Source organism: Methyloversatilis sp. (assembly GCF_051861465.1).
GTDB lineage: Bacteria > Pseudomonadota > Gammaproteobacteria > Burkholderiales > Rhodocyclaceae > Methyloversatilis.
The window spans coordinates 181,746-206,457 of sequence record NZ_JBHYCQ010000008.1; the positions used below are offsets into that span (position 1 = coordinate 181,746).

Below are 24,712 nucleotides of genomic sequence, written 5' to 3' on the forward strand. Positions count from 1 at the left end.
GGCCGCCTTTCTAGAACAGGGAGATACACCATGACCCGCCTGATCCACCGCACTCTGGGCCTGCTGGCCGTCGTCACGCTGCTCGGCGGCTGCGCCGTCATCGACCACTCGCCGCCGTCCGGCGCCGACAAGAGCGCCGCCTGGGTGGTGCTGCCGTTCGCCAACGCGACCGAAACGCCGTTCGCCGGCCAGCGCGCCGAAAGCGTCACCGAAGGCCTGCTGCGTTCGCTCGGCGTGGCCAACCTGAAGCGCTACCCGGCCAGCCTGCAGAACGACAACCTGTTCGAATCGGGCAAGCCGAAGGACGCCGACAAGGCGATGGACTGGGCGAAGGAGCAGGGCGCGCGCTATGCGGTCACCGGCACCGTCGACGAGTGGCGCTACAAGGTCGGCGTCGATGGCGAGCCGGCGGTGGGCGTGGCGCTGCAGATCGTCGAGATCGACGGCGGCAAGGTGGTGTGGAGCGGCGTCGGCGGCAAGAGCGGCTGGAGCCGCGAATCGCTGTCCGGCGTGGCGCAGGAACTGATCAAGTCGCTGCTCGTGCCGGCCCTGAAGTAAATGAATCCGCGCGCGCCCGGCGAGAAGCCGGTCATCCGCCGCGTCGATGAGCCGCTGCTCCGGCGCATCATCGACCGCTTCACGCCGACCGGTTCCGGGGCCGGCGCATCGGCGCTGACCGAAACCCTGGTGCTGCCGGTGCTGGCAGTCGCACTGGCGTTCTGGCTGAATCCGCTCGACCCCTTCTTCCTGCGCTCGCAGTTCGCCTGGGTGTGGCTGGGTCCGGTGCTGGTGGCGCTGCGCTACGGACCGCTCCCGGGTCTGGTCGGCAGCGCCATCGTGTTCGGCGCCTGGTTCGTATTCGGCGAGCTGGGCGTGGCGCTGGGCGAACTGCCCAAACTATATTTCCTCGGCTGGCTGATCACGGTGATGATCTGCGGCGAGTTTTCGTCGCTGTGGCGCGGCCGCGTGCGACGCGCCGAAAGCGTGCAGGCGTATCTCGAACAGCGGCTCGAATACCTGACGCACCAGCACTATCTGCTGCGCCTGTCGCATGACCGGCTGGAGCAGGACCTCATTTCGCGCCCGGTGTCGATGCGCGATGCGCTGGTCAGTCTGCGCGGTCTGGCGTCGGCGCCGGCGGCCGCGGGGACTTCGCTGCCCGGTGCGGCCGAACTGCTGCGGCTGGTGTCCCAGTATTGCCAGATCGAACGCGCCGCGCTGCTGCAGATTGATCAGGACGGCCATGCGGTCGGTGCTGCGCCGGTTCATCTGGGTGCGCCGTTCGACATCGACATGGCGGATCCGCTGGTCGGCTATGCCTGCGAACGGCGCCGCCTTGCCCACATCGCGCTCGACGGCGAACGCGCGCTGAGCGGCTCGCGCTACCTGGTCGTGGCGCCGCTGACCGACATGAGCGGCGACATGCGCGCGCTGCTGGTGGTCGACGGCATGCCGTTCTTCGCGCTGCACGACGAAACGCTGCAGATGCTCAACCTGCTGCTCGGCTACTACGCTGACGGCCTGTCGGCGAGCGAACTGGCGGCACCGATCCGCGCGGTACACCCGGACTGCCCGCCCGACTTCGCCTTCGAACTGGCGCGCATGTGGCGCGTGCGGGTCGAATCCGGGGTGGCCAGCGCGCTGGTCACGCTCGATTTTCCGGCTGCTGCGCCGGAAGACGATCTGGCGCTGCAGGTCAGCCGCATCCAGCGCTCGCTCGACGTGGTCTGGCTGGTGCGCAGCGACACCGGTTCGCAATTGATCACGCTGATGCCGCTTGCCGGCAGCGCGGCGGTCGAAGGCTATCTGGCGCGCATCGATGCCTGGCTGGCGCAGCACCGCAGCGGCGGACTGGATGCGAGCGGCGTGGGCAGCCGCATCCACCTGATCGATACCGTGGAACCGCTGACGCTGCTCGAACGGCTGCTGAAAGGTCGCCATGGGCGCTAGCAAATTCGGCCTGATGGCCCTGCTGACCGAGCTCGGCGCCCTGCAGGCCCTGCTTGTGGTCGAGCATGCCGATCAGGCATTGCTGGCCTACCTGGCGATTCATGCGCCGGCCAGCGGCCTGCTTGCGCTGGCGGTCTACACCCTGATCCCGGCGCGGCAGTCGAAGCCACGCGCCAGCGTGCTGGCGCTGCTGTTCAGCTGCATCTTCTTCGTGCCGCTGCTCGGCTTCGTCGGTGTGGTCATCGGCGCGCTGCTGCGCCACCTGTTGCCCAGGTTGCGCGCGCCGCAGCGCTTCACCGCGGTGCGCCTGCCCGATCTCGACACGCACGAAAGCAGCGAAAAGTCGTCCGCCGGATTCCGACAGGCCGGCGTGCGCCAGTTCCTGAAGAACGAGCGTGCGCCGGTGCCGCAGCGCCTGCGAGCGATGGTGGCGCTGTCGCACGCGCCGTCGCGCATCGGCTCGCCGGTGCTGCGCGAACTGCTGGGCGATGCCGAAGACGATCTGCGCCTGCTCGCCTATGGCCTGCTCGACGGACGCGAGAAGCAGCTCAACGCCTCCATCCACGATGCGCGCCAGCGCCTCGCGGCCAGCCGCGATGTCGCGGAACGCAGCACGGTGGCGCATCAGCTCGCCGCGCTGTACTGGGAACTCATCTATCAGGGACTGGTGCAGGGCGACCTGCTGGACTACGCGGTCGGTGAAGCGCTGCGCCACACCGAAACCGCGCTGCAGGGGCTGACCGATGACCCGGCGCTGCACCTCCAGCACGGTCGCCTGCTGCAGCAGCTGCAACGCTTCGACGAAGCCGACACCGCCTACCGGCGCGCGCGCGAACTGGGTCTGCCGGCGTCGCGCGTGGTGCCCTATCTGGCCGAGCTGGCGTTCGCCCGGCGCGACTACGCGCGGGTGAAAACCCTGCTGGCGAGCATGCAGGACTGGGAGGGCCTTTCGCGCCTGCAGCCGGTACTGCGTTTCTGGGGGCACGCATGACAGACCCGATCAAACCGGCGGGCGTCGATGTGGCGCTGCTGCTCGAAGGCACGTTTCCGTACGTGTCGGGTGGCGTGTCGAGCTGGGTGAACCAGATCATCCGCGCCTTCCCCGACCTCACGTTCGCCGTGGTGTTCATCGGCAGCCGGCGCAGCGATTACGGCGACATGCGCTACACGCTGCCGGACAACGTGAAGCACATCGAAACCCACTACCTGCATGACGACCTGGGCAGCGCCAGCGCACACGACCGCAAGACCGGCATGGCGGGCGACACCGAAGGCTTCGCCCGCATGGCGGCCCTGCACGACACCTTCCGCAGTGGCGGTGACGCGCTCGACCTGTTCGGCGCGGCGTGCCGCGAAATCAGTCCGGGCGGCCGGGTCAGCCTCGATGACTTCCTGCGCAGCGAAGCCTCGTGGGACATCGTGACCGACCGTTACCGCAAGTACTGCAGCGATCCCAGCTTCGTGGACTATTTCTGGACCGTGCGCATCATGCACCAGCCGCTGTGGCAGCTCGCGCGCGTCGCGCACGGGCTGATTCCGGCGAAGGTCTATCACAGCGTATCGACCGGATATGCCGGCTTCCTCGGTGCCATGCTGGCGCAATCGACCGGCCGGGCGCTGGTGCTGTCGGAGCACGGCATCTACACCAAGGAACGCAAGATCGACCTGTACCAGAACGAGTGGATACGGGACAACCGCAACGTGTTCCAGAAGGACGCGTCCGAACTGAGCTACTTCCGCCAGCTGTGGATACGCTTTTTCGAATGGCTGGGCCGGCTGACCTATGGCGCGGCCGACCCCATTATCGCGCTGTATGAAATCAACCGTCTGCGCCAGGTCGCCGACGGGGCCGACGCCGCGCGCACGCGCAACATTCCGAATGGCGTGGCGATCCACAAGCTGGCGCCGCTGCGCGCGCAGCGGCCCGAAAGCGTGCCGCCGGTGCTGTGCCTGATCGGCCGCGTGGTGCCGATCAAGGACATCAAGACCTTCATCCGGGCGATGCGTCGCGTCGTGAATCGAATGCCCGAGGCGCAGGGCTGGATCGCCGGCCCGGCCGAAGAAGATCCGGCTTATGCCGAAGAGTGCCGCAACCTGGTCGACAGTCTGGGCCTGAACGACAACGTGCGCTTTCTCGGCATGCAGAAGATCGACGAATTGATGCCGAAGATCGGGCTGGTCGTGCTGTCGTCGATTTCCGAGGCGCTGCCGCTGGTGCTGCTGGAAGGCTTTGCGGCGGGCGTACCGGCGGTGTCGACCGATGTGGGTTCGTGCCGGCAACTGATGTACGGGTTGGGTGAGGAAGACGAGGCGCTCGGAGCGGCCGGTCGCGTGGTCGGCATTGCCGACCCGCAGGCACTGGCCGACGCGGCGCTCGAGTTGCTCGGTGATCCGGTCGCCTGGGTGTCCGCTCAGCAGGCCGGCATCGCGCGTGTCGAACGCTACTACAGCGACACGCAGATGTTCGACCGCTACCGCGAGGTCTACACGCAGGCGCTGGCGCGCGAAGGTCGCAACGCCGGTGGTTGCCCGTTCGGGCACGGAGCGCGCTGATGGCCGGCATCGGTTTCGAACTGCGCAAACTGCTGAAGAAGGACAGCCTGCTCGGGCTGGCGCAGGCCTACAGCTACGCCGGCGTGATCGGCTCCGGGCCGTGGGTGCTGTCCATCGTCGGCATCCTGATGGTCGGTCTGCTGTCGCGCGCCGTCGTGGTGCCCGAGTTCCTGGTCACGCAGTTCCAGGTGTCGGTGACCTATCTCATCGCCACCTCGCTCATCCTGACCGGCCTCGTGCAGCTGGCGTTCACCCGTTTCGTGTCGGACCGCCTGTTCGAGAAGCGCGACGACATCATCATGTCGAACTTCAACGGTTTGCTGCTGTGGGTGATCGCGCTGTCCGGCCTCATCGGCCTGGCGCTGGCGGTCACGCTGTTTTCCGGCCTGTCGGTCGCCTACCGGCTGCTGATGCTGTCGGGCTTCGTGCTGCTGTGCGGCATCTGGGTGGCCACGATCTTCCTGTCCGGCCTGAAGATGTACCGCGCCATCCTGCTGCTGTACGCGCTGGGTTACGCGATCACCGTCACGGCTGCGTTGCTGGCCCGGCCGTGGGGGCTGGAAGGCCTGCTCGGCGGCTTCGTGCTCGGTCACTTCGTGCTGCTGGTCGGCATGTGGATCATGACGTCGTGGCACTACCGCTCGGCGGTCACCATCTCGTACGAATTCGCCGACCGCAGCACGCGCTATCCGACGCTGATGGCGATCGGCCTGCTGTACAACCTCGGCGTGTGGGCCGACAAGTTCATGTTCTGGAGCTGGCCGGAAACGTCCGACGCCATCATCGGGCCGCTGCGCGCCTCGGTCATCTACGATCTGCCGGTGTTCATGGCCTACCTGTCGATCATTCCCGGCATGGCAGTGTTCCTGGTGCGCATTGAAACCGATTTCGTCGAGTACTACGATCGCTTCTTCGATGCGGTGCGCGCCGGCGGATCGCTCGAATACATCGAGGACATGCGCGACGAAATGGTCTATTCGATCCGTCAGGGCCTGGCCGAGATCGGCAAGATCCAGACGCTGGCCATGCTCGCGGCCATTGTGGCGGGCCCAGCCGTGTTCGCCGTGCTGGAGATTTCCGAACTCTACCTGCCGCTGCTGTACATCCAGACACTGGCGGCCAGTCTGCAGGTGGGCCTGCTGGCGCTGCTGAACGTGTTCTTCTACCTGGACCAGCGCCGGCTCATCCTCGGCCTGTGCGCCTTCTTCTGCGTGTCGAACATCGTGTTCACCGCGCTGTTCTTCAAGCTGGGCGCCAGCTTCTACGGCTACGGCTATGCGTTGTCGGTGCTGCTGACGCTGCTGTTCGGCCTGTATGCGCTCGACCGCAAGCTGGGTCGGCTGGAATACGAAACCTTCATGCTGCAGTGATCGCCGGCACGGGACGTGGGGTCAGACCCGAGGCGTCGGGTTGAACAACGGGGCTGAAAATCAGGCCTGACGCCGTCCGTCCTGTTCGGCCTGCGATCCGCCGCGCGTCAGATCGGGCGCGGCGGTCGAGATCGCCTGCTGCGCGTCCGCCGCTTCGGACCGCAGGTCGCTGGCGTCGCACAGCGTCGTGATCTGCAGTCGGCCACCGGTCTGCTGCGCCTCGCCCTGCAGGCTGATGGCCGGCAGATCGCTGGCGTCACGCCCAGTACCGATGCGGATCAGACGGCTTATCTGCGCCGTGCCGGTCGGGTCGAACAGATACCAGCGATCACCCAGGAATACCTCGATGCAGCAGTGCAGACCGGACAGCCCCTGCCCCGAACTGCTGCCCGGCCCGGTCACGCTGACCAGCCGGGCCGGAATATAGAGTGCGCGGCACAGCGAAATGGCGAGATGGGCGAAGTGTTCGCTTGCGCCGCTCTTGTCGAGCAGGGTGTCCATGACCGACTTGTCGGCGCCGGCCTGTGCCGGGTCGAAGCAGGTACGGTCGCGCACGCACTCGCACAGCGTGGCGACGCGTGCATAGCCGGGCTTCATGCGGCCGAAGGTGCGGAAGGCCAGACGAGTCAGCGGCTCCGTCGGGCAGAACGGGCTTTCGTGCAGGAAGGGCAGTACATCGAACGGCAGTTCGGCGACACCGATCTCCGCCAGCGCGGCCGGGTCAGCCATGTGATGCGTGGTCAGCACGCGCGCCGAATAGTCGATTTCGAGCGGCCCGGGCGGCGCCTGCACGTGCAGTACGCGCTGTCCGAGGCGGCCGTTGACGATGCGGCTGCGGGCGCCGAGCGACGACACCAGCGACTCGCCGCTCACCTTTTGCTGGGGTGTTGCGGCGGGCAGGATGCGCAGCGCCAGACTGCCCGCGGTGCCGACGTCGTAACGCAATGAAACAGTGACGTTCATCCTGGGCATGGGTGCGGCTCCGGTATCGAATAGATGCGACCGGCCGGATGCTAGACGTGCAGGGTGCCCAAGGCTGTAGGACGGGGACTACCTGTTTGCGGGCGGCCACCGGTGCGGTAAATTTCCCGAACAGGGGCCAGCGCTCAGGTCGGAAACGGATCCCGAATGGATCAATACATCGGCCGCTGCAGTTCGTTCCGCAGGATGCGGTAGAGCGACATGCGTCCGGGGGCGACGTGGTCGCGCAGCGCGCAGTCGGGCTCGCGGTCGTGCGCGCAGTCGCGGAAGCGGCACTTGCCGAGCCAGGGACGGAAGTCGACGAAGGCGTGTTCCAGCGCCGGCAGGTCGAGGTGCGACAGGCCGAATTCCTGCAGGCCCGGGCTGTCGATCAGTTCGCCGCCGCCCGGCAGTTCGTACAGCCGGGCGTAGGTCGTGGTGTGCTTGCCGGAATCGAGCGCAGCCGATATCTCGCGCGTTGCCGCCGCGGCACCGGGGATCAGCGCGTTGACGAGTGTCGACTTGCCCATGCCCGACTGGCCGATGAACACGTTCAGCCGGCCCTTGAGGTGGCTGGCGAGCAGCGACACGTCCTGCTTCGCCGACAGCTCGAGCACCGTGTAGCCCATGGCGGCGAAGCCGGCGAGTTGCGCGCGGGCGCCCGCAAGACCTTCGGCGAGGTCGCACTTGTTGAGCACGATCAGCCCGTCGACGTCCTGCGCCCCGATCGCGATCAGGATGCGCGCCACCAGGTCGGCGTTGAAGCCGGGCTCGGTCGCGGTGACGATCACCACCTGGTCAACGTTGGCGGCGACCGTCTTCTGCTTGAAGGCGTCCTTGCGGTAGAGCAGGCTGCGCCGTTCGTGAATGCTTTCGATGCGCGCCTGATCCGCCTGCAGCGACAGCTCGACCCGGTCACCGCAGGCGACTTCGGAACGTTTGCCGCGCGGAAAGGCCTGCAGCACCTGTCCGTCGTCCAACCTGACCATGTAGTGCCGGCCATGGGCGGACACGACGCGACCGCTCAGCGTGTTCAAAGGTCGCGCATCGCTTCAATGCGGGCGGCGCAGATCAGGTCATTGATCGAGACGCCGCGCACGCTGTGCGTCGTGAACACCACGCGCACCCGGTTGAAGCCGAACATGATGTCCGGGTGATGATCTTCGGCTGCCGCCAGTGCCGCCACCTGGTTCACGAACGCAACCACCTGCGCGTAATCGGCGAACTGGAAGTCCTTGGAAATGTGGTTGTCCGCCTCGATCCAGCCCGGCACGCTGTGCAGGTGGGTGGCCAGGGTGTCGCCGGTCAGTCTCTTGTGCGCGCCTTTCTGCGGCGTGCAGTGCTGCTGGGCAAGTTCGTGTGCGTTCATGAATGAAGGTCGTGGCGGTCAGAGCGTCTGCAGTTTCGCCACGCGCAATGCGGCGGGCGGGTGCGAATCATAGAAGCTGGAATACAGCGGATCGGGCGTCAGCGTCGAGGCGTTGTCGCGGTACAGCTTGACCAGCGCCGACACCAGCCAGCCGGAACGGGTCTGCGCCGCGGCGTAGGCGTCGGCTTCGAATTCATGCTTGCGCGACATCAGCGACATGATGGGCGACAGCGGGAAGGAGAACACCGGCATCACCAGCGCGAACAGCATCAGCGCGATCACATTGCCCTCGCTGGTCACCCCCAGTTGCGCGTAGAACCACGGCTGGTCGATCAGCCAGCCGAGCAGGGCGAAGAAGGCCAGGCTGCCGCCGCCGATCAGCGCCACGCGCTTCCAGATGTGGTGATGCTTGTAGTGGCCCAGTTCGTGCGCCAGCACGGCTTCGATCTCGTCGCCGCCGAGCCGGTTGAGCAGGGTGTCGAAGAACACGATGCGCTTGCCCTTGCCGAAGCCGGTGAAGTAGGCGTTGCCGTGCGCCGAGCGGCGCGAGCCGTCCATGACGAACAGGCCGTCTGCGCGGAAGCCGCAGCGCTCGAGCAGTCCTTCGATGCGGCTGCGCAGCTCGCCGTCGGGCATCGGCTCGAACTTGTTGAACAGCGGCGCGATCAGCGTCGGGTACAGCAGCATGGCGGCCAGGCTGAACGCCAGCCAGAACGCCCAGGCGTACACCCACCAGGCGCTACCCAGGCTGTCCATGATCCACAGCACCGCGGCCAGCACCGGCGCGCCGATGGCAGCCGCCACCAGCCCGTGCTTGATCAGGTCGCCGAAGAACATGGCGGGCGTCATCTTGTTGAAGCCGAAGCGGGCTTCGACGACGAAGGTGCGGTACAGCGTGAAGGGCAGATCGATCACGCCGGATGCCAGGGTCAGCACGCCGACGAACACCAGGTCGCGCAGCAGGCCGTCGCCGGCGACACTCGATGCGAGGTCGTAGAACCACTGCAGGCCGCCGCCCAGCGTCAGCACCAGCAGCCACAGTGCGCTCACCACCACGTCCGCGCGGGCAAGGCTCACGCGCGCCATCGTGTAGTCGGCCGCTTTTTGGTGGGCGTCCAGCGGAATGCTGTCGCGGAAGGCCTGCGGCACTTCGGCGCGATGCGCCGCGATGTGCGCGCGGTGGCGGGTCGCGAGCCACAGGCGCACGCCGGTGGTCAGCACGAGTGCAAGGACGAATATTTCGGTCAGCATGATGGAGAGCCTCGGGTGGATGCGGTTCCTGTCGGAACTCCGATTTAGACGGAGTCCAGGTCACCTGAGTGTGACAAAATCAGGCCGATCCGCGTTCGGACGAACGCATTAATCCCGCTTGGAAATTTTCTCGATTATGGCACAGGACCCCACCTACCTCGTCTGGCTGGACATGGAAATGACCGGTCTCTATCCGGACAGCGATCGCGTCATCGAGCTGGCCTGCGTGGTCACCGACGCGCATCTGGAAGTGGTCGCCGAAGGGCCGGTGATCGTCGTGCACCAGTCCGACGACGTGCTCGCCGGCATGGACAAATGGAATACCAGCACGCACGGCAAGTCCGGCCTGACCGAGCGCGTGCGCGCCTCGACCGTCACCGAAGCGGTTGCCGAAACCGAAATGATCGCGTTTCTGAGCCAGTACCTGCCCGAGCGCACCAGCCCGATCTGCGGCAATTCGATCTGCCAGGACCGCCGCTTCCTCGCCCGCCACATGCCGCAGCTCGAAGCCTGGTTCCACTACCGCAATCTCGATGTGTCGGCGCTGAAGGAGCTGTGCAAGCGCTGGCGGCCCGAACTGGCGGCGCAGTTCAGGAAGGCGCAGCGGCACGAAGCGCTGGCCGACATCTACGAATCGATCGACGAGCTCAAGTTCTACCGCGAACACTTCCTGCGCATGGAGTGAGGTCATGAGCACCCTCCGCATCGCGGTTGCGCAGATCAACTGCGTGGTCGGCGACCTCGACCACAACGCCGCACTCATCCTCGACGCGGCGCAGCGCGCGGTCGAGCAGGGCGCCCAGCTGCTGCTGACACCCGAACTGGCCCTGTGCGGTTATCCGCCTGAAGACCTGCTGCTGCGGCCGGACTTCATCCGTGGCTGTGCCGCCGCGCTGGCGCGTCTGGCGGCCGACGCGCCGGCCGGCCTTGCGCTGCTGGTCGGTCATCCGCATGCCGCGGGCGGGCAGCTGTTCAACGCCGCCAGTGTCGTGCGAGGCGGCCGCGTCGAAGCGACCTATTTCAAGCAGCGCCTGCCCAATTACGAAGTGTTCGACGAAGAACGCTATTTCGACGAAGGCACGGCCCCGCTGGTGGTCGATGTCGCCGGCGTGAAGGTCGGCGTGAACATCTGCGCCGACGTATGGGAAGCTGGCGCGCCGGAAGCCGCTGCGGCAGCGGGTGCCCAGCTGCTGGCCGTGCTCAACGCCTCGCCTTACCACGTCGACAAGCCGGTCACGCGCGAACAGGTGCTGGCCGAACGTGTGCTCGCGACGGGCATGCCCGCGGTGTATTGCAATCTGGTCGGTGGTCAGGACGAACTGGTGTTCGACGGCGCCTCGTTCGCGCTCGACCGGCTCGGCCGCCTCGCCTGGTGCGCGCCGCATTGCCGCGAACACTTCGCCACGGTCGAGTTCAGCGACGGCGACATCGTCGCCCAGCCGCTGCCGCCGGTCACGCCGGTCGAGCAGGACTGTTACGAAACGCTGGTGCTGGGTGTGCGCGACTACCTCGGCAAGAACGGCTTCAAGCAGGCGCTGATCGGCCTGTCCGGTGGCGTCGATTCCGCACTGACGCTGTGCATCGCCGTCGATGCCATCGGCGCGGCGAACGTCCGTGCCGTCATGATGCCCTCGCCCTACACCGCGCAGATGAGCCTGGACGACTCGCGCGAGCTGGTGCGCAATCTCGGCGTGCGCTACGACGAAGTGTCGATCGCCCCCGCGATGGAGACCTTCGACCGGATGCTCAAGCCGTTGTTCGGCGACGCCAGGGCCGACACCACCGAAGAGAACGTACAGGCGCGCGCCCGCATGATCATGCTGATGGCCCTGTCGAACAAGACCGGCGCCATCGTGCTCACCACCGGCAACAAGAGCGAAATGGCCGTCGGCTATTCGACGCTGTACGGCGACCTGGCCGGCGGCTTCGCGGTGATCAAGGACATCTACAAAACCTTCGTCTATCGCCTGTGTGCCTGGCGCAACAGCCAGCGCCATGACATCCCCGACAACATCCTGACCCGCGCCCCGTCCGCCGAACTGCGCCCCGGCCAGACCGACCAGGACAGCCTGCCGCCCTACGAGGTGCTCGACGCCATCATCCAGGCCTACATGGAGCGCGACGAGTCACCGCGCGAAATCATTGCGCAGGGTTTTGCCGAGGCGGATGTGAAGCGGGTGATCGGGTTGCTGAAGCGCAATGAATACAAGCGGCGCCAGGCACCGCCGGGGGTGAGGGTGACGGAACGGGGGTTCGGGAAGGATTGGCGGTATCCGATTACGAGTGGGTATCGGGACGAGGTCTGACGTTTGCTCGCTCAGATGGCGGGTTCGAGCAAGAGAGCTTCCAGATAGCAGAAAAACGCCGTGACCCTCTTCGGGCAGACCGTCTTTTTGCGCCGCGTTGGTCAAAACGCGATTGCGTACCTCGCCCGGCATCGCCTTATCCGAACAGGGCGCGTGGTCATCAAGCCGTGCCTGCGCTGACGTTTCGAACGCCCCCACTTTTGGGTAATGTGAGCTGCCATCGGCCCAAAGCTCTCGCGCGCAAACGGGTAACGACTCTCATGCAGTCGTGTTTGAGGGGCTCAGCCCGGTCAGCATGACCCAAGGTCGAGCCGATACGGCTCACATGCGTGTCTAGGAGTCGTTCCGAAGGGACATCTCGACTCTTTTTTGAGACTTCAAGGTCGAGTCGCAACAAGCAGATCTCGAATACAGCAAGACTATGCGCGTCGGGAAGCCACTCGCCCCGCCAGTCCGACGATCACCCCTGCGAAAAGTCCCGCCAGCACGAATCGTCCGCCGGACTTGAGGAAGGCTGACCAGACCAGTATCGGCGAGCTGCCACCCGGGTCGTGCGCGTCGCGATGCAGGCCCCACAACAATGCGTCGAGCACGAAGGGTGCATCGAGCGCGAGCAGCAGGGCCAGCGCGGGCAGTGTGCCCAGTGCGCGCAGTGGCCATTCGGCGGAGCGCTGTGCCGGCCAGGCGGCGAGCAGCGCAATGAACAACGTGGGTGCGAGCCAGAAGGTCGCCAGCGGCGTGGTGATGACGGCGCGGGCGCGCGGGTCGGCATAGGTCACATGCGTGCCGGTCAGGATCAGCTGACGGATGCCGGCTTCGAGGCGGATCACCGTGTCGGCGCCGGTTTGCGTGATGCCGAGAGACAGCACGCTGTGATGACGATCGATCAGGTCCATCGTCAGCGCGATCGCGGGCAGCAGACGCTGCATCAGCGCCTCGCCCTGCCACAGCACGAACGCGCCGATGAGGCACAGCGCTGCAATGAAGCGCAGCGCGACACGGCCCGGATTCATCGGTAGCCGATGTCCGGTTCAGGTTCGGCAACGGGCGCGCGGTGCATGATCCACTGGAAATACAGCGCCAGCAGCGCCACCAGCACGATAGGCCCGATATAGTTGTGCAGCCAGTCGAACCAGCGCGGATCACTGCGCCAGGCGAAGAACAGCGCCGTGATGCGTGTGACGTTGAGCAGCCACACGAGCAGCAGTCCGGCCAGCCAGCCACCGAGTCGCCAGCGCCAGGCGAGCGGCGCCACGGCGAAGGCGGCTGTCATCAGCCACAGCAACTCTGCACCGTCGCACCCCTGCAGCACATTGATGCCGCCACCCGGTGCCTGCACGCGCGGTCCGGCCGCCGCGGCGCCGCTGTCCGGCTGAACGGCGGCGATCAGCACGACGGCGGCGCGCACATTGAGGTCTTCGACCCACAGCCGGAACAGCGCGCTGTCCTGCTGCACCGACCAGCCCCACTGCAGCGCGGCGAAAATCAGCGCGAATAGGCCGACGCGCCAGAACGCCATGGTGCCGACCGAGTCATTTTCGGGCTTGCCCTCGGTCACGGTTTCGAAGTTTCCGATTCTCGTTTGCGCAGTCGTGGCCGGACCGCTGCGCCAAGCAGTGAGGCAGCCAGCGCGCCCAGGGCCCAGGCGGGAAGAGGCACATCACCCGACGCGGCGGTCGGCGGATCGTATTCGAGGGTCAGCAGCGGCACATTCACCCCGCCTTCCCGACTGACCAGGCGCTTGGCGGAGCGCGTCGTCGCTTCGGAACCGCGGATCAACCAGCCGTGGTTCGAAGCAGGATCATTCACCCATCCCTGAATGTCGGCCAGCATTTCCGGCGTGCCTGCCCACACGAAGGCGCCGGTCGAAACCATCGGGATCGATGCGCTTTCCACCGCAAAGTCGCCACCCGGGGTGCTCCAGCTCTGGGGCGGGGCAGCCGCATGGTAGCGCTGCGTCCAGGTGACGTCGCCCGGTACCGCAACCTCGCCGCCGCCGTTGCCGCCGCCGCCTGAACCCGAAGCGCCCTCACCCCACGAGGCGAGCACCCGGTGCAGGCTCGCAACACTGTCGGCGGGCGCGCCATTGGCGATGCGGTCGATCACCACACGCAGTGAAGCAGACCGGACGATCGATCCGGGCGGAACCTCGGAGAGGTCGAAGCGCACCAGGGCGCGTCGTGGAAAACCGGCCGCCGTTGCGCCGATAAACAGATGGGAACCGGAACCGTTGGCCAGACCCGGCTCGTCGCCGAACAGGGTTGCATCAGCCGCCGGCGCGCGCTGCATTTCGACACCTTGCGCCGCACCGGCGAAAGCGATCAGCACGAGCGAAAGACACCACGGGCGCACATGGGGAACCACCACAAATCGCGACATGGCACTCATGCGACGGCTCCGCAAAGGTATGCAACGGAGTCTAGGTACGAAACGTGATGATTTCGTGATGCGTGGGTGCGCCTGTGCCGCGCGGTGCTCGAGATCAAGGAGCGCTGCGCCGTGCGCTCGGTCAGAATGCCTTCAGCTTTTCCATCAACTGCGCAAAGTTGATCGGCTTGGCGAGGAAGTCGTCCATGCCGGCGTCGATGCACTTGCGGCGGTCGGTGTCGAAGGCGTTGGCGGTCAGCGCGATGATGCGCGGCTGCGTGCCGGCGCGCGCGCGGATGGCGCGGGTGGCTTCGAGGCCGTCCATCACCGGCATGCTCATGTCCATGAGGATCACGTCGTGGCCACGTTCCGACCACAGGCTGAGCGCCTCCGCGCCGTCGTGTGCGAGATCGGGTTCGACTCCCAGACGCTGCAGCAGGCGCTGTACCAGTATGCGGTTGACCAGGTTGTCGTCGGCCACCAGCACGCGCAGATCGGCGGGCAGGCGTGGCGCGGCGTCGGCCGTCACGGCGGCCGGGGGGCTGCTGGCGCCGGCTTCGGTCAAGGGCAGCACGAAGCTGAAGGTACTGCCGACGCCGGGCGCGCTGTCGACGACAATCAGGCCACCCATGGCCTGCACAAGCCGCTGGCTGATCGCCAGCCCCAGACCGGTGCCGCCGAAGTGGCGGGTGGTGGAGGTGTCGACCTGAGAGAACGGGCGGAACAGTCGGGTGCGCTTGTCGTCCGCGATGCCGACGCCGGTGTCGATGACGGCCCATTCGATACCCGGTGTGCCGTCCGCCATCGGTGCCGGCCGCACGCGCAGCACGACCGATCCGGCGGCGGTGAACTTGATGGCATTGCCGACCAGATTGACCAGCACCTGACGCAGCCGGCCCGCGTCGATCATGGCGTGGGTGTCCGGTGCGACCGTAGAATCCAGTTCGAGTGAGAGCGACTTCGCCCGCGCCTGCGGCCGGGTGATCGACAGCGCGCTGTCGTGCAGGTCGGACAGCGTGCTGGCATGAATATCCAGCTCCAGACTGCCCGCTTCGATCTTGCTGAAATCGAGGATGTCGCTGATCAGGCCGAGCAGCGAATCACCGCATTCGAGAAGGGTGTCGACGTACTGCGTCTGCTCCGCATCCAGGTCAGATGCCGCCAGCAGCTGGGCCATGCCGATCACGCCATTCATCGGTGTGCGGATTTCGTGGCTCATGGTGGCGAGGAAATCGGACTTCGCGCGGTCGGCCTGTTCGGCCCGTGCCAGCGTGTCGGACAGGCGTGCAGTGCGTTCCGCGACCTGTGACTCAAGCGAGGCGGCGAGGGCGCGCAACGCCTCGTTGCTGTCGAACAGCTCGCGCGCCTTGTCCTCGAGCAGCCTTTCCGCCGCGTGCCGGGCTGCGCGCTCGCGCGCCAGCCGGCGCTCGTACAGTGCGATCTGCCCGTCGTCCGGCGCGGTGCTGCCCGGCTCGCTCATGCCGTGCCGCGGGTCAGCGTGAAGCGGATGACGCTGCCGGGCGCATCCGAAATGTCTTCGCGGCGGATGCCGATGTTCTCGTTGAAGTGCGCGATGCAGGCGGTGATCAAGCCTTCGGCGAGGTCGCCGAAATGGCGGTCCGAGCGGTAGGTCATTTCCAGCGTATTGATGCCGTCGCCACTGATGTCGAAGCGCGGTGGCCGCGCGTCCGGATAGAGCTTGCGCACTTCGGGGTGAATGATGGATTCGATGCTCGACAGCATGTGGAATGCATCGTCCATGCCGGAAAACAGGTGGCCATAGCCCTTGTGGAAGCGGCCGAACAGGTATTCGCCGAACGTGCGCACGAGTTCGGGCACGGTCTTGCCGGTGCGTGCCGACAGTTCGGCCACCATCTTCACCAGCTCATGGTGGTCGTACTGACCCACGGCGGTGTAGGCGCCCCCATTCGGCGGCGCAGCCGCCTGGATGACTTCATCCATCAGTTCGGGCGAGTAACGCGCCTCGACCATGTCGATGAATTCGGTGAACACCATGCCCTTCATGTCGAATCTCCCCGCAACCGCTGACGATGCCCGGTTAACGGCGCTGTCAGTGAGGCCTGAAGCCTTTATACTTCGCGGCCTTAGCGAGGAGAACGCATCATGAAAAAAATCGAAGCCGTCATCAAGCCCTTCAAGCTCGACGAGGTCCGTGAAGGGTTGTCCGAAGTGGGCGTGACCGGTCTGACGGTGACGGAAGTGAAGGGTTTCGGCCGGCAGAAGGGCCATACCGAGCTGTACCGGGGCGCCGAGTACGTCGTCGATTTCCTGCCCAAGATCAAGATCGAAGTCATCGTGGCCGACGAGACCGTCGACCGCGCGGTCGAGGCCATCATCAAGGCCGCCCGCACGGGCAAGATCGGTGACGGCAAGATTTTCGTCATGTCGGTCGAGCAGGTCATCCGCATCCGGACCGGCGAGTCGGGCGAAGAAGCCATCTGATGGCGCGCCCGGTGTCCGGGGCACTCCGGACCTACTGGCCGGACATCGGCTTGAGCAACACCATCAGGGCCCCCGCGCCGCCTTCGTGCGGCCGGGCCTGACAAAAGGCCAACACCTCCTGGCGGTGCATCAGCCAGCCCAGCACCAATCCTTTCAGCACCGGTTCCCGCCCCGGCGAACCCAGCCCCTTGCCGTGGATCACCCGCACGCAGCGCAAGCCGCGCCGGTGCGCGTCGTGCATGAAACCGACCACCAGATCGTGAGCGGCATCGCGCGTGGCGCCGTGCAGGTCGATCTGTCCCTGCGACACCCAGCGGCCGCGTCTCAGGTCGCGCAGCACCTGCTTGCCCAGGCCGGCGCGCAGGAAAGACGGCTCCTCGCCGCCCTCCAGCCGCAGGTCGGTCGACAGCGGCCCGCGGATCGATTCGGCCAGCACCGACCGGTCGTCCGCTTCACGCTGCACCGGCCAGGCGCGCGGCGGCGGGGTTTCGAGCAGGATGCGGTCGGTGTGCAGACGATGCACGCCTTCCACCGCCTGCCGGAACAGTGCGATGTCTTCAGCGTCGGGCAGCGCCGGCGCCGGGTGGCGCCGCCTCTTGTTCGAAGACATCGCGCGTCATGTCCAACCGGAATCAGGCCAGACCGAGACTGTCGAGGTAGCGCTCGGCATCGAGCGCAGCCATGCAGCCGGTGCCGGCGCTGGTGACCGCCTGACGGTAGATGTGGTCCTGCACGTCGCCGGCGGCGAATACGCCGGGGATGCTGGTAGCCGTGAAATCGCCCTGACGGCCGGCCTTGGTGACGATGTAGCCACCTTCCATGTCGAGCTGGCCTTCGAACAGCGAGGTGTTCGGCTGGTGGCCGATCGCGATGAATACACCGGACAGCTGGACGTCTTCGGTCGCGCCGTCGAGCGTCGATTTGACGCGCATGCCGGTCACGCCGGTCTTGTCGCCCAGCACCTCGTCCAGCGTACTGTGCCAGCGGATCGTCACCTTGCCCTGCTTCTGCTTGTCGAACAGCTTGTCCTGCAGGATTTTCTCGGACTTGAACTTGTCGCGACGGTGCACCACGGTCACGTGGCGCGCGATGTTGGACAGGTACAGCGCCTCTTCGACCGCGGTGTTGCCGCCGCCGATGACCGCGACATCCTGGTTGCGGTAGAAGAAGCCGTCGCAGGTCGCGCAGGCCGACACGCCCTTGCCGGCGAATTTCTCTTCTGACGGCAGACCGAGGTACTTGGCGCTCGCACCGGTCGCGATGATCAGCGCGTCGCAGGTGTACTCACCGTTGTCGCCGACCAGCCGGATCGGCTTTTCGGTCAGGTGGGCGGTGTGGATGTGGTCGAACAGCAATTCGGTTTCGAAGCGTTCGGCGTGGCGCTGGAAACGCGCCATCAGGTCCGGGCCCTGCACGCCTTCGGCATCGGCCGGCCAGTTGTCGACATCGGTCGTGGTCATCAGCTGGCCGCCCTGGGCCATGCCGGTGATCAGCACGGGTTTGAGATTGGCGCGCGCGGCATACACCGCAGCGGTGTAGCCGGCGGGGCCGGAGCCCAGAATGAGAAGACGCGAGTGCCGTGAAGCCATGACTTGATTCCGGTGAGGTGGACGATCGACGAAGCTTGAAAACTGACTGCGCCCGGCAACCGTTGGCGCCCGGAATGGCCGGGCGCTGCCGAATGGACGGAACGCGGAAGCGACGGATTATAGCGATCGCGCCTGAACACAATCGCTCTCAAGTTCTTGTGTCATCCGCCCGATAAACAAGACAGATATTGGGGCAATTTGTTTCCAGTGTGGAAAAGTCCCTATAATCAGGGCCGCATCAGTGTTTGTGGCTCAACCCCACCTCCGGCGACGACGCAGTGGCCCGGAGAATGACCACAGGCGCGACGATCCATTCAAAGCGGCGCAGCCTGTTCCTGTCAGGCATGCTCGCATCAGGAGGTCTTGAAATGGTAACGGCTCACCCCGTTTCAGTTACGGCTTTGCGCACGTTTTCGATGTTCAGCGGGCTGCCCGACAGTTCGCTCGATCCGGTCGCCAAGGTGTCCAACATGCGGCGCGTGCCGCGCGGTTCCATTGTTGTCCGCGCCGGTGACAAGACTGACTTCGTCTACCTCATCCTGTCGGGCAGCCTGAAGGTGCTGGTGAGCGACGAGGAGGGCCGCGAAGTCATCCTGTCGATGCTCGGCCCGGGCGAGTTGTTCGGCGAGATGGGCGTGCTGGACGACAACCCGCGTTCGGCCACCGTGGTATCGGTGGTGCCGAGTGACCTGATCGTCATCGCCAAGAGCGACTTCAAGCGCGTGCTGCAGGAGAACTTCGACGTGTCGATGTTCATCATGCGCAATCTGGTGGCGCGCCTGCGTACCGACGACCGCAAGATCGAAAGCCTCGCGCTGATGGACGTCTATGGCCGCGTGGCGCGCCTGCTGCTCGAAATGGCCGACGAGGTGGATGGCCAGAAGGTCGTGAACCGCAAGATTTCCAAGCAGGACATCGCCAAGATGATCGGCGCGTCGCGCGAGATGGTGTCGCGCGTCATGAAGGACCTGCACCTGCAGGGCCTGATCGAAGAAGCCAACGGCAAGATCCACCTGCGCGAGCGCCTCGAAACGGTTTGACGCTTCCAGGTCGCCGCTTTCCGACACGGGCCGCTGATGCGGCCCGCGTCTTATAATCGGGCCTGTTTCAACCCCGGCCCCGCGCCATCTCCCCTGTGGCGAAAGACGCTCAGCAACTTCCCCTTCCCGAACGCATCGCTGCCGTGCTGCACGAGGCCCGCTGGCTGGTCCTTGCCGCGCTGGCGCTCTATCTCGTCATGGCACTGGGCGGTTACGACCGCGCCGATCCGGGCTGGTCACACGCCGCCGCGTCCGAAGGCCTGGCCAACCCGGCCGGTCGTTTCGGTGCCTGGCTGGCCGATCTGGCGCTGTTCCTGTTCGGGCTGTCGGCCTGGTGGTGGGTGGCCCTGCTGATCGGCGGCTGCGTCTGGCTGTCGCGCGCGAGCGAGCGCCGGCTCGATCGCCGCCCGCTCTACGTCGCGCTCGGCGGTTTCCTGTTGGTGCTGCTGTCGAGCAGCGCGCTCGAAGCGGTGCGCTTTCACAGCCTGTCCGCCGATCTGCCGGTCGGGCCGGGCGGCATGCTGGGCAACGAACTCGGGCAACTGCTGAGCAGCGGCTTCGGCTTCACCGGCGGCACGCTGCTGCTGCTGGTGTCGCTCGGCGTCGGTCTGAGCGGCATGACCGGCGTCACCTGGCTCGGTGCCGCCGAAGCGGTCGGCAGGGCGTTGGAACTTGTGTGGTTCGGCAGCGTGCGCGCCTTCACCACCTGGCGCGACCGCCGGGTCGGCCAGCAGGTGGCGGAACAGCGCGAGGCGGTGGTCGAAGCCGAGCGGCGCAAGCCGTCGCGCCGGCGCGAACCGATCCGCATCGAAGTGCCGGAAGTCGAGGTGCAGCAGTCGGAACGGGTCAATCAGGAGCGCCAGCAGACGCTGTTCGCCAACCTGCCCGGCTCGCTGCCGCCGCTGGCCCTGCTCGACGAAGCGAAGCCGGACATCGAACCGCCCAGCCCGGAAACGCTGGAACTCATTTCGCGCCAGATCGAACGCAAGCTGGCCGATTTCAATGTCGAGGTGAAGGTGCTGGCGGCCTATCCGGGCCCGGTCGTCACGCGTTACGAAATCGAGCCGGCGACCGGCGTCAAGGGCAGCCAGATCGTCGGTCTGGTGAAGGATCTGGCGCGCGCGCTGTCGGTCACCAGCATCCGCGTGGTCGAAACCATTCCGGGCAAGAGCTGCATGGGGCTGGAAATTCCGAACGCACGCCGGCAGATCGTGCGACTGTCGGAAATCCTCGGTTCGGTCGCCTATCACGACATGGCGAGCCCGCTGACGATGGCGCTCGGCAAGGACATCGGCGGCCTGCCTGTGGTGGCCGATCTGGCGCGCATGCCGCACGTGCTGGTCGCCGGCACGACCGGTTCGGGCAAGTCGGTGGCGATCAATGCGATGATCCTGTCGCTGCTGTACAAGGCCGACCCAAGCCGCATCCGGCTCATCATGATCGACCCGAAAATGCTGGAACTGTCTGTTTACGAAGGCATTCCGCATCTGCTGGCGCCGGTGGTGACCGACATGCGCCATGCTGCAAACGCGCTCAACTGGTGCGTCGGCGAGATGGACCGCCGCTACAAGCTGATGTCGACGCTCGGCGTGCGCAATCTGGCCGGCTTCAACGCCCGCGTGCTGGAAGCCGAGAAGGCCGGCGTGCCGCTGAGCAATCCGTTCTCGATCACACCGGACACGCCCGAACCGCTGCAGACGATGCCGATGATCGTCGTCGTCATCGACGAACTGGCTGACCTGATGATGGTGGCCGGCAAGAAGATCGAAGAGCTGATCGCCCGGCTGGCGCAGAAGGCGCGCGCAGCCGGCATTCACCTGATACTCGCGACGCAGCGGCCGAGCGTCGACGTGATCACCGGCCTGATCAAGGCGAACATTCCGACCCGCATCGCCTTCCAGGTGTCGAGCAAGATCGATTCGCGCACCATCCTCGACCAGATGGGCGCCGAGGCGCTGCTCGGCCAGGGTGACATGCTCTACCTCGCGCCCGGTACCGGCCTGCCGACGCGGGTCCACGGCGCCTTTGTCGCCGACGGCGAGGTGCACAAGGTGGTCGACCACCTGAAGAGCACCGGCGCGCCCGATTACATCGAAGGCCTGCTGACCGGCGCGACCGACGACGACGGCGGCGAACTGCAGCTCGAAGGTGCGGGTGGCGGTGCCGGCGGCGAAGCGGACCCTTTGTACGATCAGGCGGTCGAAGTGGTCGTCAAGACGCGCCGGCCGTCGATTTCGCTGGTGCAGCGTCACCTGCGCATCGGCTACAACCGCGCCGCGCGCCTGATCGAGCAGATGGAGAAATCCGGGCTCGTGTCACCCATGAATGCCACCGGCGGTCGCGAAGTGCTGGCGCCGGTGCGGGAGGAATGATCATGGTGCATCCATGGAGGGCATCCGTCGTCGGCGCGTTGTGCCTGCTGGCGTCGTTGCCGGCTTCGGCCGCCAGCGGCATCGAGCAATTGCGGTCGTTCATCGAAGCGACCCAGTCGGGCCGTGCGAGCTTCGAACAGCGGGTGACCGCCAAGTCCGGTCGCAAGCCGCAGGAGGCGAGCGGCACGATGGCGTTTGCGCGCCCCGGCAAGTTCCGCTGGACCTATGACAAGCCGTACTACCAGTTGCTGGTGGGCGACGGCGACAAGCTGTGGGTGCATGACCGCGACCTCAATCAGGTCACCGTGAAGACACTCGGCGACGCCCTGGCGTCGACGCCCGCCGCACTGCTGGCCGGTCGCAACGAACTCGAACGCAATTTCGAACTGCGCGAAGGCGGCGTCGAGGACGGGCTGACCTGGGTGGACGCCAAACCCCATGCCGCCGAAGGCGGTTTCGAATCGGTACGCATCGGCTTCGCCGACGGCATGCTGCGCGGCATGGTGCTGCGCGACAGCTTCGGTCAGACCACCTTGCTGCGTTTCAACAGCTTCGAACGCAATCCGAAGCTCGACGACGCGCAGTTCCGCTTCACGCCACCTGCCGGCGCCGATGTGATCGGCGACGACGCGAAGAAGTGAGTCCTGCCGTCGTGACCCGAGCGCATGGCTGATCTTTTCGGTATGCCGGATGAGCCGGTGCCGCCCGCGCGCGCAGCGGCTGCGCCGGGCGAAGCGAAAAGTCCGGCCCATGCCCCGCTGGCCGAGCTGCTGCGCCCGGGCACGCCGGACGAGGTCATCGGCCAGCAGCATCTGCTCGGGCCGGGCAAGCCGCTGCGCCTCGCCTTCGAATCCGGCATTCCGCACTCGATGATCCTGTGGGGCCCGCCGGGGGTCGGCAAGACCACGCTGGCGCGCCTGATGGCGACGGCCTTCGACGCCGAGTTCACCGCGCTGTCGGCGGTGTTTGCCGGCGTGAAGGACATCCGCGAAGCCATGCAGCGCGCCGAAGCGGTCGCGGCCAGCACCGGTCGTCGCACCATCCTGTTCGTCGATGAGGTGCATCGCTTCAACAAGGCTCAGCAGGACGCCTTCCTGCCGTATGTCGAATCGGGCACCGTCACCTTCATCGGGGCGACGACCGAGAACCCGAGTTTCGAGGTCAATTCCGCGCTGCTGTCGCGCGCCGCGGTATACATATTGCAGAGCCTGAACGAAGACGAATTGCAGGCGCTGTTCGAGCGCGCCCGCACCGGTGCCCTGAAGGGCCTCGCATTCGATGATGACGCCCGGGCACGACTGATCGGTTTCGCGGATGGTGACGCACGCAAGTTGCTGAATCTGCTGGAACAGCTCGATACCGCTGCGCGCACCGCCAAAGTCGATCCGGTCACCGCCGCCTTTGTCGACAGCACGCTGTCGCGCAATCTGCGCCGCTTCGACAAGGGTGGAGACGCCTTCTACGACCAGATTTCAGCGCTGCACAAGTCGGTGCGCGGCTCCAATCCCGATGCCGCGCTGTACTGGTTCGTGCGCATGCTCGACGGCGGTGCCGATCCGCTCTACCTGGGCCGGCGCATCGTGCGCATGGCGGTCGAGGACATCGGTCTGGCCGACCCGCGCGGGCTGGAACTGTCGCTGCAGGCCTGTCAGACCTACGAGCGGCTCGGTTCGCCCGAGGGCGAGCTCGCACTCGCCCAGGCGGTCATCTTTCTCGCCTGCGCCGCCAAGTCGAACGCGGTCTACATGGCCTACAACGCGGCCCGCCGCTTCGTGGCCGAAGATGGTTCGCGCCCGGTGCCGATGCATCTGCGCAACGCGCCGACAAAGATGATGAAGAACATGGGCTTCGGCGCCGAGTACCGCTATGCGCACAGCGAGCAGGACGGCTATGCGGCCGGCGAGCGCTACCTGCCCGACGGCATGCCTGAGCCGCAGTGGTACCAGCCGACCGATCGCGGCATGGAGGCGAAGATCGCTGAAAAACTGGCCGCACTGCGCGAGCGGGACCGCAAGGCGCGCGGCGACTGATCGACGCACGCATCGCGGTTTGGGTTCGTGCCTACGAAAGGTAGGCGACGAAGCGGGCGAAATCGTCGTGGAGGGCGTCCGGGCGAATGTCCGGGTGATTTTCGTCAGCGGGTGAGTACTTGCCGGTGCGCACCAGCACGCCGGCAATACCCAGCGCCTGCGCACCGCCGATGTCGTCGCGCAGGTCGTCGCCGACCATGAGGGCGTCGGCGGCCGCCACGCCGAGGCGGTCGAGCGCGGCCTGGAAAAAGGGCGCCGCAGGTTTGCCGGCGATCTCCGCCGTGACGCCGGTGCTGTACTCGAGTGCAGCGACGAAGGCGCCCATGTCGAGCGACAGGCCGTCTTCCTCCTTGAAAGTCCGGTTGCGTGCCATCGCGATGAAGGGCAGTCCGCGCTGGATCAGGCGGAAGGCGATGTTCAGGGTTGCATAGTCGAAGCAGGGGCCGGCATCGCCCAGCACGACCGCATCGGGCTCGGCGGCATCGGGCCCGACCTCGCTGCGCAGGTCGGGGTGCACGACCCAGTGCGGATGCAGCCCGCGCGAACGCACCAGATTCATGGTCGCGCCCGGCGCGGTCACCAGTTCGTCCTCCTGCATGGCCAAACCGAGCGCATTCATCTTCGCGACCAGCGTGCGCAGCGGCGTGCGCGTCGTGTTGGTCAGGAACAGCAGCGGCAGACCGGCGGCGCGCAGCCGCGCCAGCGCTTCGACCGAACCGGGGATGATCTGGTCGCCGACATGCAGCACGCCCGCCAGATCGATCAACAGGGCCTTGGGATGGGCGGGCAGTGGCATGGCAGGTCTCCCGGATGAGTCGGTGATGGCGGGCACAGGCGAACAGCCCCGGGCTGCGGCCTGCCAAAGGAGTGGCTCCTGAAGGAGCGCCCCCCACTGTTGGAGCGGCGGACTGTGGGAACAACGGCCTGTGGGAGCGGCGGCCTCGCCGCGATCAGTGCTGCGACCATTGTTGTGCAGAGTGCGTATCGCGGCGAGGGCGCCGCTCCCACAGGGACAGCTCCCACAGGGACAGCTCCCACAGGGACAGCTCCCACAGGGACAGCTCCCACAGGGACAGCTCCCACAGGGACAGC

General features: G+C 66.3%; 24 protein-coding genes. 12 read left to right on the forward strand and 12 right to left on the reverse strand.

Translation table 11 applies throughout. The features are described from left to right. The first annotated feature begins 30 nt into the window (after positions 1–30). From ACTIFF_RS13320 to pelG, 5 genes are read left to right on the forward strand one after another with little or no spacing between them, the layout of a single operon-like run. Complete coding sequence (locus ACTIFF_RS13320; RefSeq protein ID WP_439537263.1) at positions 31–558, forward strand: penicillin-binding protein activator LpoB; 528 nt, start codon at positions 31–33, stop codon at positions 556–558. Further along, positions 559–1,950 carry a PelD GGDEF domain-containing protein gene (locus tag ACTIFF_RS13325; protein WP_439537264.1) on the forward strand — a complete coding sequence of 464 codons (1,392 nt, stop codon included), beginning with the start codon at positions 559–561 and terminating at the stop codon, positions 1,948–1,950. Next, positions 1,940–2,941 carry a hypothetical protein gene (locus ACTIFF_RS13330; RefSeq protein ID WP_439537265.1) on the forward strand — a complete coding sequence of 334 codons (1,002 nt, stop codon included), beginning with the start codon at positions 1,940–1,942 and terminating at the stop codon, positions 2,939–2,941. The genes ACTIFF_RS13325 and ACTIFF_RS13330 overlap by 11 nt, the downstream gene beginning before the upstream one ends. After that, entirely contained in the window at positions 2,938–4,503 is a 1,566-nt protein-coding gene (gene pelF / locus ACTIFF_RS13335; RefSeq protein ID WP_439537266.1) for a GT4 family glycosyltransferase PelF, read from the forward strand. Before ACTIFF_RS13330 ends, pelF begins: the two co-directional genes overlap by 4 nt. After that, a complete protein-coding gene (gene pelG, locus ACTIFF_RS13340; RefSeq protein WP_439537267.1) occupies positions 4,503–5,873 on the forward strand; it encodes an exopolysaccharide Pel transporter PelG in 1,371 nt (456 codons plus the stop codon). The genes pelF and pelG overlap by 1 nt, the downstream gene beginning before the upstream one ends. Positions 5,874–5,933: 60 nt before the next feature. Here the strand turns inward: pelG and ACTIFF_RS13345 are convergent, their stop codons facing one another. The 4 genes from ACTIFF_RS13345 to ACTIFF_RS13360 form a co-directional block, all read right to left on the reverse strand. Beyond that, entirely contained in the window at positions 5,934–6,845 is a 912-nt protein-coding gene (locus ACTIFF_RS13345; RefSeq protein WP_439537268.1) for a transglutaminase-like domain-containing protein, read from the reverse strand. Positions 6,846–7,006: 161 nt separating this feature from the next. Further along, a complete protein-coding gene (gene rsgA, locus ACTIFF_RS13350; protein WP_439537310.1) occupies positions 7,007–7,822 on the reverse strand; it encodes a ribosome small subunit-dependent GTPase A in 816 nt (271 codons plus the stop codon). A gap of 44 nt (positions 7,823–7,866) precedes the next feature. Then, entirely contained in the window at positions 7,867–8,202 is a 336-nt protein-coding gene (locus ACTIFF_RS13355) for a 4a-hydroxytetrahydrobiopterin dehydratase (protein WP_439537269.1), read from the reverse strand. 18 nt (positions 8,203–8,220) lie between these two features. Beyond that, positions 8,221–9,453: a M48 family metallopeptidase gene (locus tag ACTIFF_RS13360; protein WP_439537270.1), complete on the reverse strand. Its 1,233-nt coding sequence runs from the start codon at positions 9,451–9,453 to the stop codon at positions 8,221–8,223. A 136-nt stretch (positions 9,454–9,589) separates the two neighbouring features. On the opposite strand from ACTIFF_RS13360, the gene orn reads away from it, so the two are divergent. Both orn and ACTIFF_RS13370 read left to right on the forward strand, forming a co-directional pair. Further along, positions 9,590–10,138 carry an oligoribonuclease gene (gene orn, locus ACTIFF_RS13365; protein ID WP_439537271.1) on the forward strand — a complete coding sequence of 183 codons (549 nt, stop codon included), beginning with the start codon at positions 9,590–9,592 and terminating at the stop codon, positions 10,136–10,138. Between the two features lie 4 nt (positions 10,139–10,142). Beyond that, positions 10,143–11,759, forward strand: a complete 1,617-nt coding sequence (locus tag ACTIFF_RS13370) for an NAD+ synthase (protein ID WP_439537272.1) — start codon at positions 10,143–10,145, stop codon at positions 11,757–11,759. A 419-nt stretch (positions 11,760–12,178) separates the two neighbouring features. On the opposite strand, the gene ACTIFF_RS13375 is transcribed toward ACTIFF_RS13370, so the two are convergent. The 5 genes from ACTIFF_RS13375 to ACTIFF_RS13395 all read right to left on the reverse strand — a co-directional run bounded on the left by ACTIFF_RS13375 (position 12,179) and on the right by ACTIFF_RS13395 (position 16,151). Then, a complete protein-coding gene (locus ACTIFF_RS13375; protein ID WP_439537273.1) occupies positions 12,179–12,772 on the reverse strand; it encodes a hypothetical protein in 594 nt (197 codons plus the stop codon). After that, a complete protein-coding gene (locus ACTIFF_RS13380) occupies positions 12,769–13,317 on the reverse strand; it encodes an exosortase/archaeosortase family protein (protein WP_439537274.1) in 549 nt (182 codons plus the stop codon). The genes ACTIFF_RS13375 and ACTIFF_RS13380 overlap by 4 nt, the downstream gene beginning before the upstream one ends. Next, positions 13,314–14,147 carry a hypothetical protein gene (locus ACTIFF_RS13385; protein ID WP_439537275.1) on the reverse strand — a complete coding sequence of 278 codons (834 nt, stop codon included), beginning with the start codon at positions 14,145–14,147 and terminating at the stop codon, positions 13,314–13,316. Before ACTIFF_RS13385 ends, ACTIFF_RS13380 begins: the two co-directional genes overlap by 4 nt. Before the next feature lie 121 nt (positions 14,148–14,268). After that, entirely contained in the window at positions 14,269–15,606 is a 1,338-nt protein-coding gene (locus ACTIFF_RS13390) for a response regulator (protein ID WP_439537276.1), read from the reverse strand. Next, positions 15,603–16,151 carry a heme NO-binding domain-containing protein gene (locus tag ACTIFF_RS13395; protein WP_439537277.1) on the reverse strand — a complete coding sequence of 183 codons (549 nt, stop codon included), beginning with the start codon at positions 16,149–16,151 and terminating at the stop codon, positions 15,603–15,605. The genes ACTIFF_RS13390 and ACTIFF_RS13395 overlap by 4 nt, the downstream gene beginning before the upstream one ends. A 99-nt stretch (positions 16,152–16,250) precedes the next feature. Between ACTIFF_RS13395 and ACTIFF_RS13400 the strand changes: the two genes are divergently transcribed. Next, complete coding sequence (locus ACTIFF_RS13400; protein ID WP_069039828.1) at positions 16,251–16,589, forward strand: P-II family nitrogen regulator; 339 nt, start codon at positions 16,251–16,253, stop codon at positions 16,587–16,589. A 31-nt stretch (positions 16,590–16,620) separates the two neighbouring features. Here ACTIFF_RS13400 and ACTIFF_RS13405 read toward each other — a convergent pair whose 3' ends face one another. Then, on the reverse strand, positions 16,621–17,199 hold the full coding sequence (locus ACTIFF_RS13405; RefSeq protein ID WP_439537278.1) for a Smr/MutS family protein: 579 nt from the start codon (positions 17,197–17,199) through the stop codon (positions 16,621–16,623). A gap of 22 nt (positions 17,200–17,221) precedes the next feature. After that, positions 17,222–18,178, reverse strand: a complete 957-nt coding sequence (gene trxB, locus ACTIFF_RS13410; RefSeq protein WP_439537279.1) for a thioredoxin-disulfide reductase — start codon at positions 18,176–18,178, stop codon at positions 17,222–17,224. A 368-nt stretch (positions 18,179–18,546) separates the two neighbouring features. Between trxB and ACTIFF_RS13415 the strand changes: the two genes are divergently transcribed. From ACTIFF_RS13415 to ACTIFF_RS13430, 4 genes are all read left to right on the forward strand, one after another. Next, the gene (locus ACTIFF_RS13415) at positions 18,547–19,218 is read left to right on the forward strand and encodes a Crp/Fnr family transcriptional regulator (RefSeq protein ID WP_439537280.1); all 672 of its coding nucleotides are present in this window, start codon (positions 18,547–18,549) and stop codon (positions 19,216–19,218) included. A 143-nt stretch (positions 19,219–19,361) separates the two neighbouring features. Continuing rightward, a complete protein-coding gene (locus ACTIFF_RS13420) occupies positions 19,362–21,590 on the forward strand; it encodes a DNA translocase FtsK (protein ID WP_439537281.1) in 2,229 nt (742 codons plus the stop codon). Positions 21,591–21,592: 2 nt separating this feature from the next. Continuing rightward, a complete protein-coding gene (gene lolA / locus ACTIFF_RS13425) occupies positions 21,593–22,231 on the forward strand; it encodes an outer membrane lipoprotein chaperone LolA (protein WP_439537282.1) in 639 nt (212 codons plus the stop codon). A 24-nt stretch (positions 22,232–22,255) separates the two neighbouring features. Then, the gene (locus ACTIFF_RS13430; RefSeq protein WP_439537283.1) at positions 22,256–23,620 is read left to right on the forward strand and encodes a replication-associated recombination protein A; all 1,365 of its coding nucleotides are present in this window, start codon (positions 22,256–22,258) and stop codon (positions 23,618–23,620) included. Positions 23,621–23,651: 31 nt separating this feature from the next. On the opposite strand, the gene ACTIFF_RS13435 is transcribed toward ACTIFF_RS13430, so the two are convergent. Next, on the reverse strand, positions 23,652–24,416 hold the full coding sequence (locus ACTIFF_RS13435) for a TIGR01458 family HAD-type hydrolase (RefSeq protein WP_439537284.1): 765 nt from the start codon (positions 24,414–24,416) through the stop codon (positions 23,652–23,654). Positions 24,417–24,712 lie beyond the last annotated feature (296 nt).

What these genes read in the sequence shown, in the direction of transcription:
- ACTIFF_RS13320 (WP_439537263.1), top strand. Translation starts at nt 31, where the DNA reads ATGACCCGCCTGATCCACCGCACTCTGGGCCTGCTGGCCGTCGTCACG.
- ACTIFF_RS13325 (WP_439537264.1), top strand. Translation starts at nt 559, where the DNA reads ATGAATCCGCGCGCGCCCGGCGAGAAGCCGGTCATCCGCCGCGTCGAT.
- ACTIFF_RS13330 (WP_439537265.1), top strand. Translation starts at nt 1,940, where the DNA reads ATGGGCGCTAGCAAATTCGGCCTGATGGCCCTGCTGACCGAGCTCGGC.
- pelF (WP_439537266.1), top strand. Translation starts at nt 2,938, where the DNA reads ATGACAGACCCGATCAAACCGGCGGGCGTCGATGTGGCGCTGCTGCTC.
- pelG (WP_439537267.1), top strand. Translation starts at nt 4,503, where the DNA reads ATGGCCGGCATCGGTTTCGAACTGCGCAAACTGCTGAAGAAGGACAGC.
- ACTIFF_RS13345 (WP_439537268.1), bottom strand. Translation starts at nt 6,845, where the DNA reads ATGCCCAGGATGAACGTCACTGTTTCATTGCGTTACGACGTCGGCACC.
- rsgA (WP_439537310.1), bottom strand. Translation starts at nt 7,822, where the DNA reads ATGGTCAGGTTGGACGACGGACAGGTGCTGCAGGCCTTTCCGCGCGGC.
- ACTIFF_RS13355 (WP_439537269.1), bottom strand. Translation starts at nt 8,202, where the DNA reads ATGAACGCACACGAACTTGCCCAGCAGCACTGCACGCCGCAGAAAGGC.
- ACTIFF_RS13360 (WP_439537270.1), bottom strand. Translation starts at nt 9,453, where the DNA reads ATGCTGACCGAAATATTCGTCCTTGCACTCGTGCTGACCACCGGCGTG.
- orn (WP_439537271.1), top strand. Translation starts at nt 9,590, where the DNA reads ATGGCACAGGACCCCACCTACCTCGTCTGGCTGGACATGGAAATGACC.
- ACTIFF_RS13370 (WP_439537272.1), top strand. Translation starts at nt 10,143, where the DNA reads ATGAGCACCCTCCGCATCGCGGTTGCGCAGATCAACTGCGTGGTCGGC.
- ACTIFF_RS13375 (WP_439537273.1), bottom strand. Translation starts at nt 12,772, where the DNA reads ATGAATCCGGGCCGTGTCGCGCTGCGCTTCATTGCAGCGCTGTGCCTC.
- ACTIFF_RS13385 (WP_439537275.1), bottom strand. Translation starts at nt 14,147, where the DNA reads ATGAGTGCCATGTCGCGATTTGTGGTGGTTCCCCATGTGCGCCCGTGG.
- ACTIFF_RS13390 (WP_439537276.1), bottom strand. Translation starts at nt 15,606, where the DNA reads ATGAGCGAGCCGGGCAGCACCGCGCCGGACGACGGGCAGATCGCACTG.
- ACTIFF_RS13395 (WP_439537277.1), bottom strand. Translation starts at nt 16,151, where the DNA reads ATGAAGGGCATGGTGTTCACCGAATTCATCGACATGGTCGAGGCGCGT.
- ACTIFF_RS13400 (WP_069039828.1), top strand. Translation starts at nt 16,251, where the DNA reads ATGAAAAAAATCGAAGCCGTCATCAAGCCCTTCAAGCTCGACGAGGTC.
- ACTIFF_RS13405 (WP_439537278.1), bottom strand. Translation starts at nt 17,199, where the DNA reads ATGTCTTCGAACAAGAGGCGGCGCCACCCGGCGCCGGCGCTGCCCGAC.
- trxB (WP_439537279.1), bottom strand. Translation starts at nt 18,178, where the DNA reads ATGGCTTCACGGCACTCGCGTCTTCTCATTCTGGGCTCCGGCCCCGCC.
- ACTIFF_RS13415 (WP_439537280.1), top strand. Translation starts at nt 18,547, where the DNA reads ATGGTAACGGCTCACCCCGTTTCAGTTACGGCTTTGCGCACGTTTTCG.
- lolA (WP_439537282.1), top strand. Translation starts at nt 21,593, where the DNA reads ATGGTGCATCCATGGAGGGCATCCGTCGTCGGCGCGTTGTGCCTGCTG.
- ACTIFF_RS13430 (WP_439537283.1), top strand. Translation starts at nt 22,256, where the DNA reads ATGGCTGATCTTTTCGGTATGCCGGATGAGCCGGTGCCGCCCGCGCGC.
- ACTIFF_RS13435 (WP_439537284.1), bottom strand. Translation starts at nt 24,416, where the DNA reads ATGCCACTGCCCGCCCATCCCAAGGCCCTGTTGATCGATCTGGCGGGC.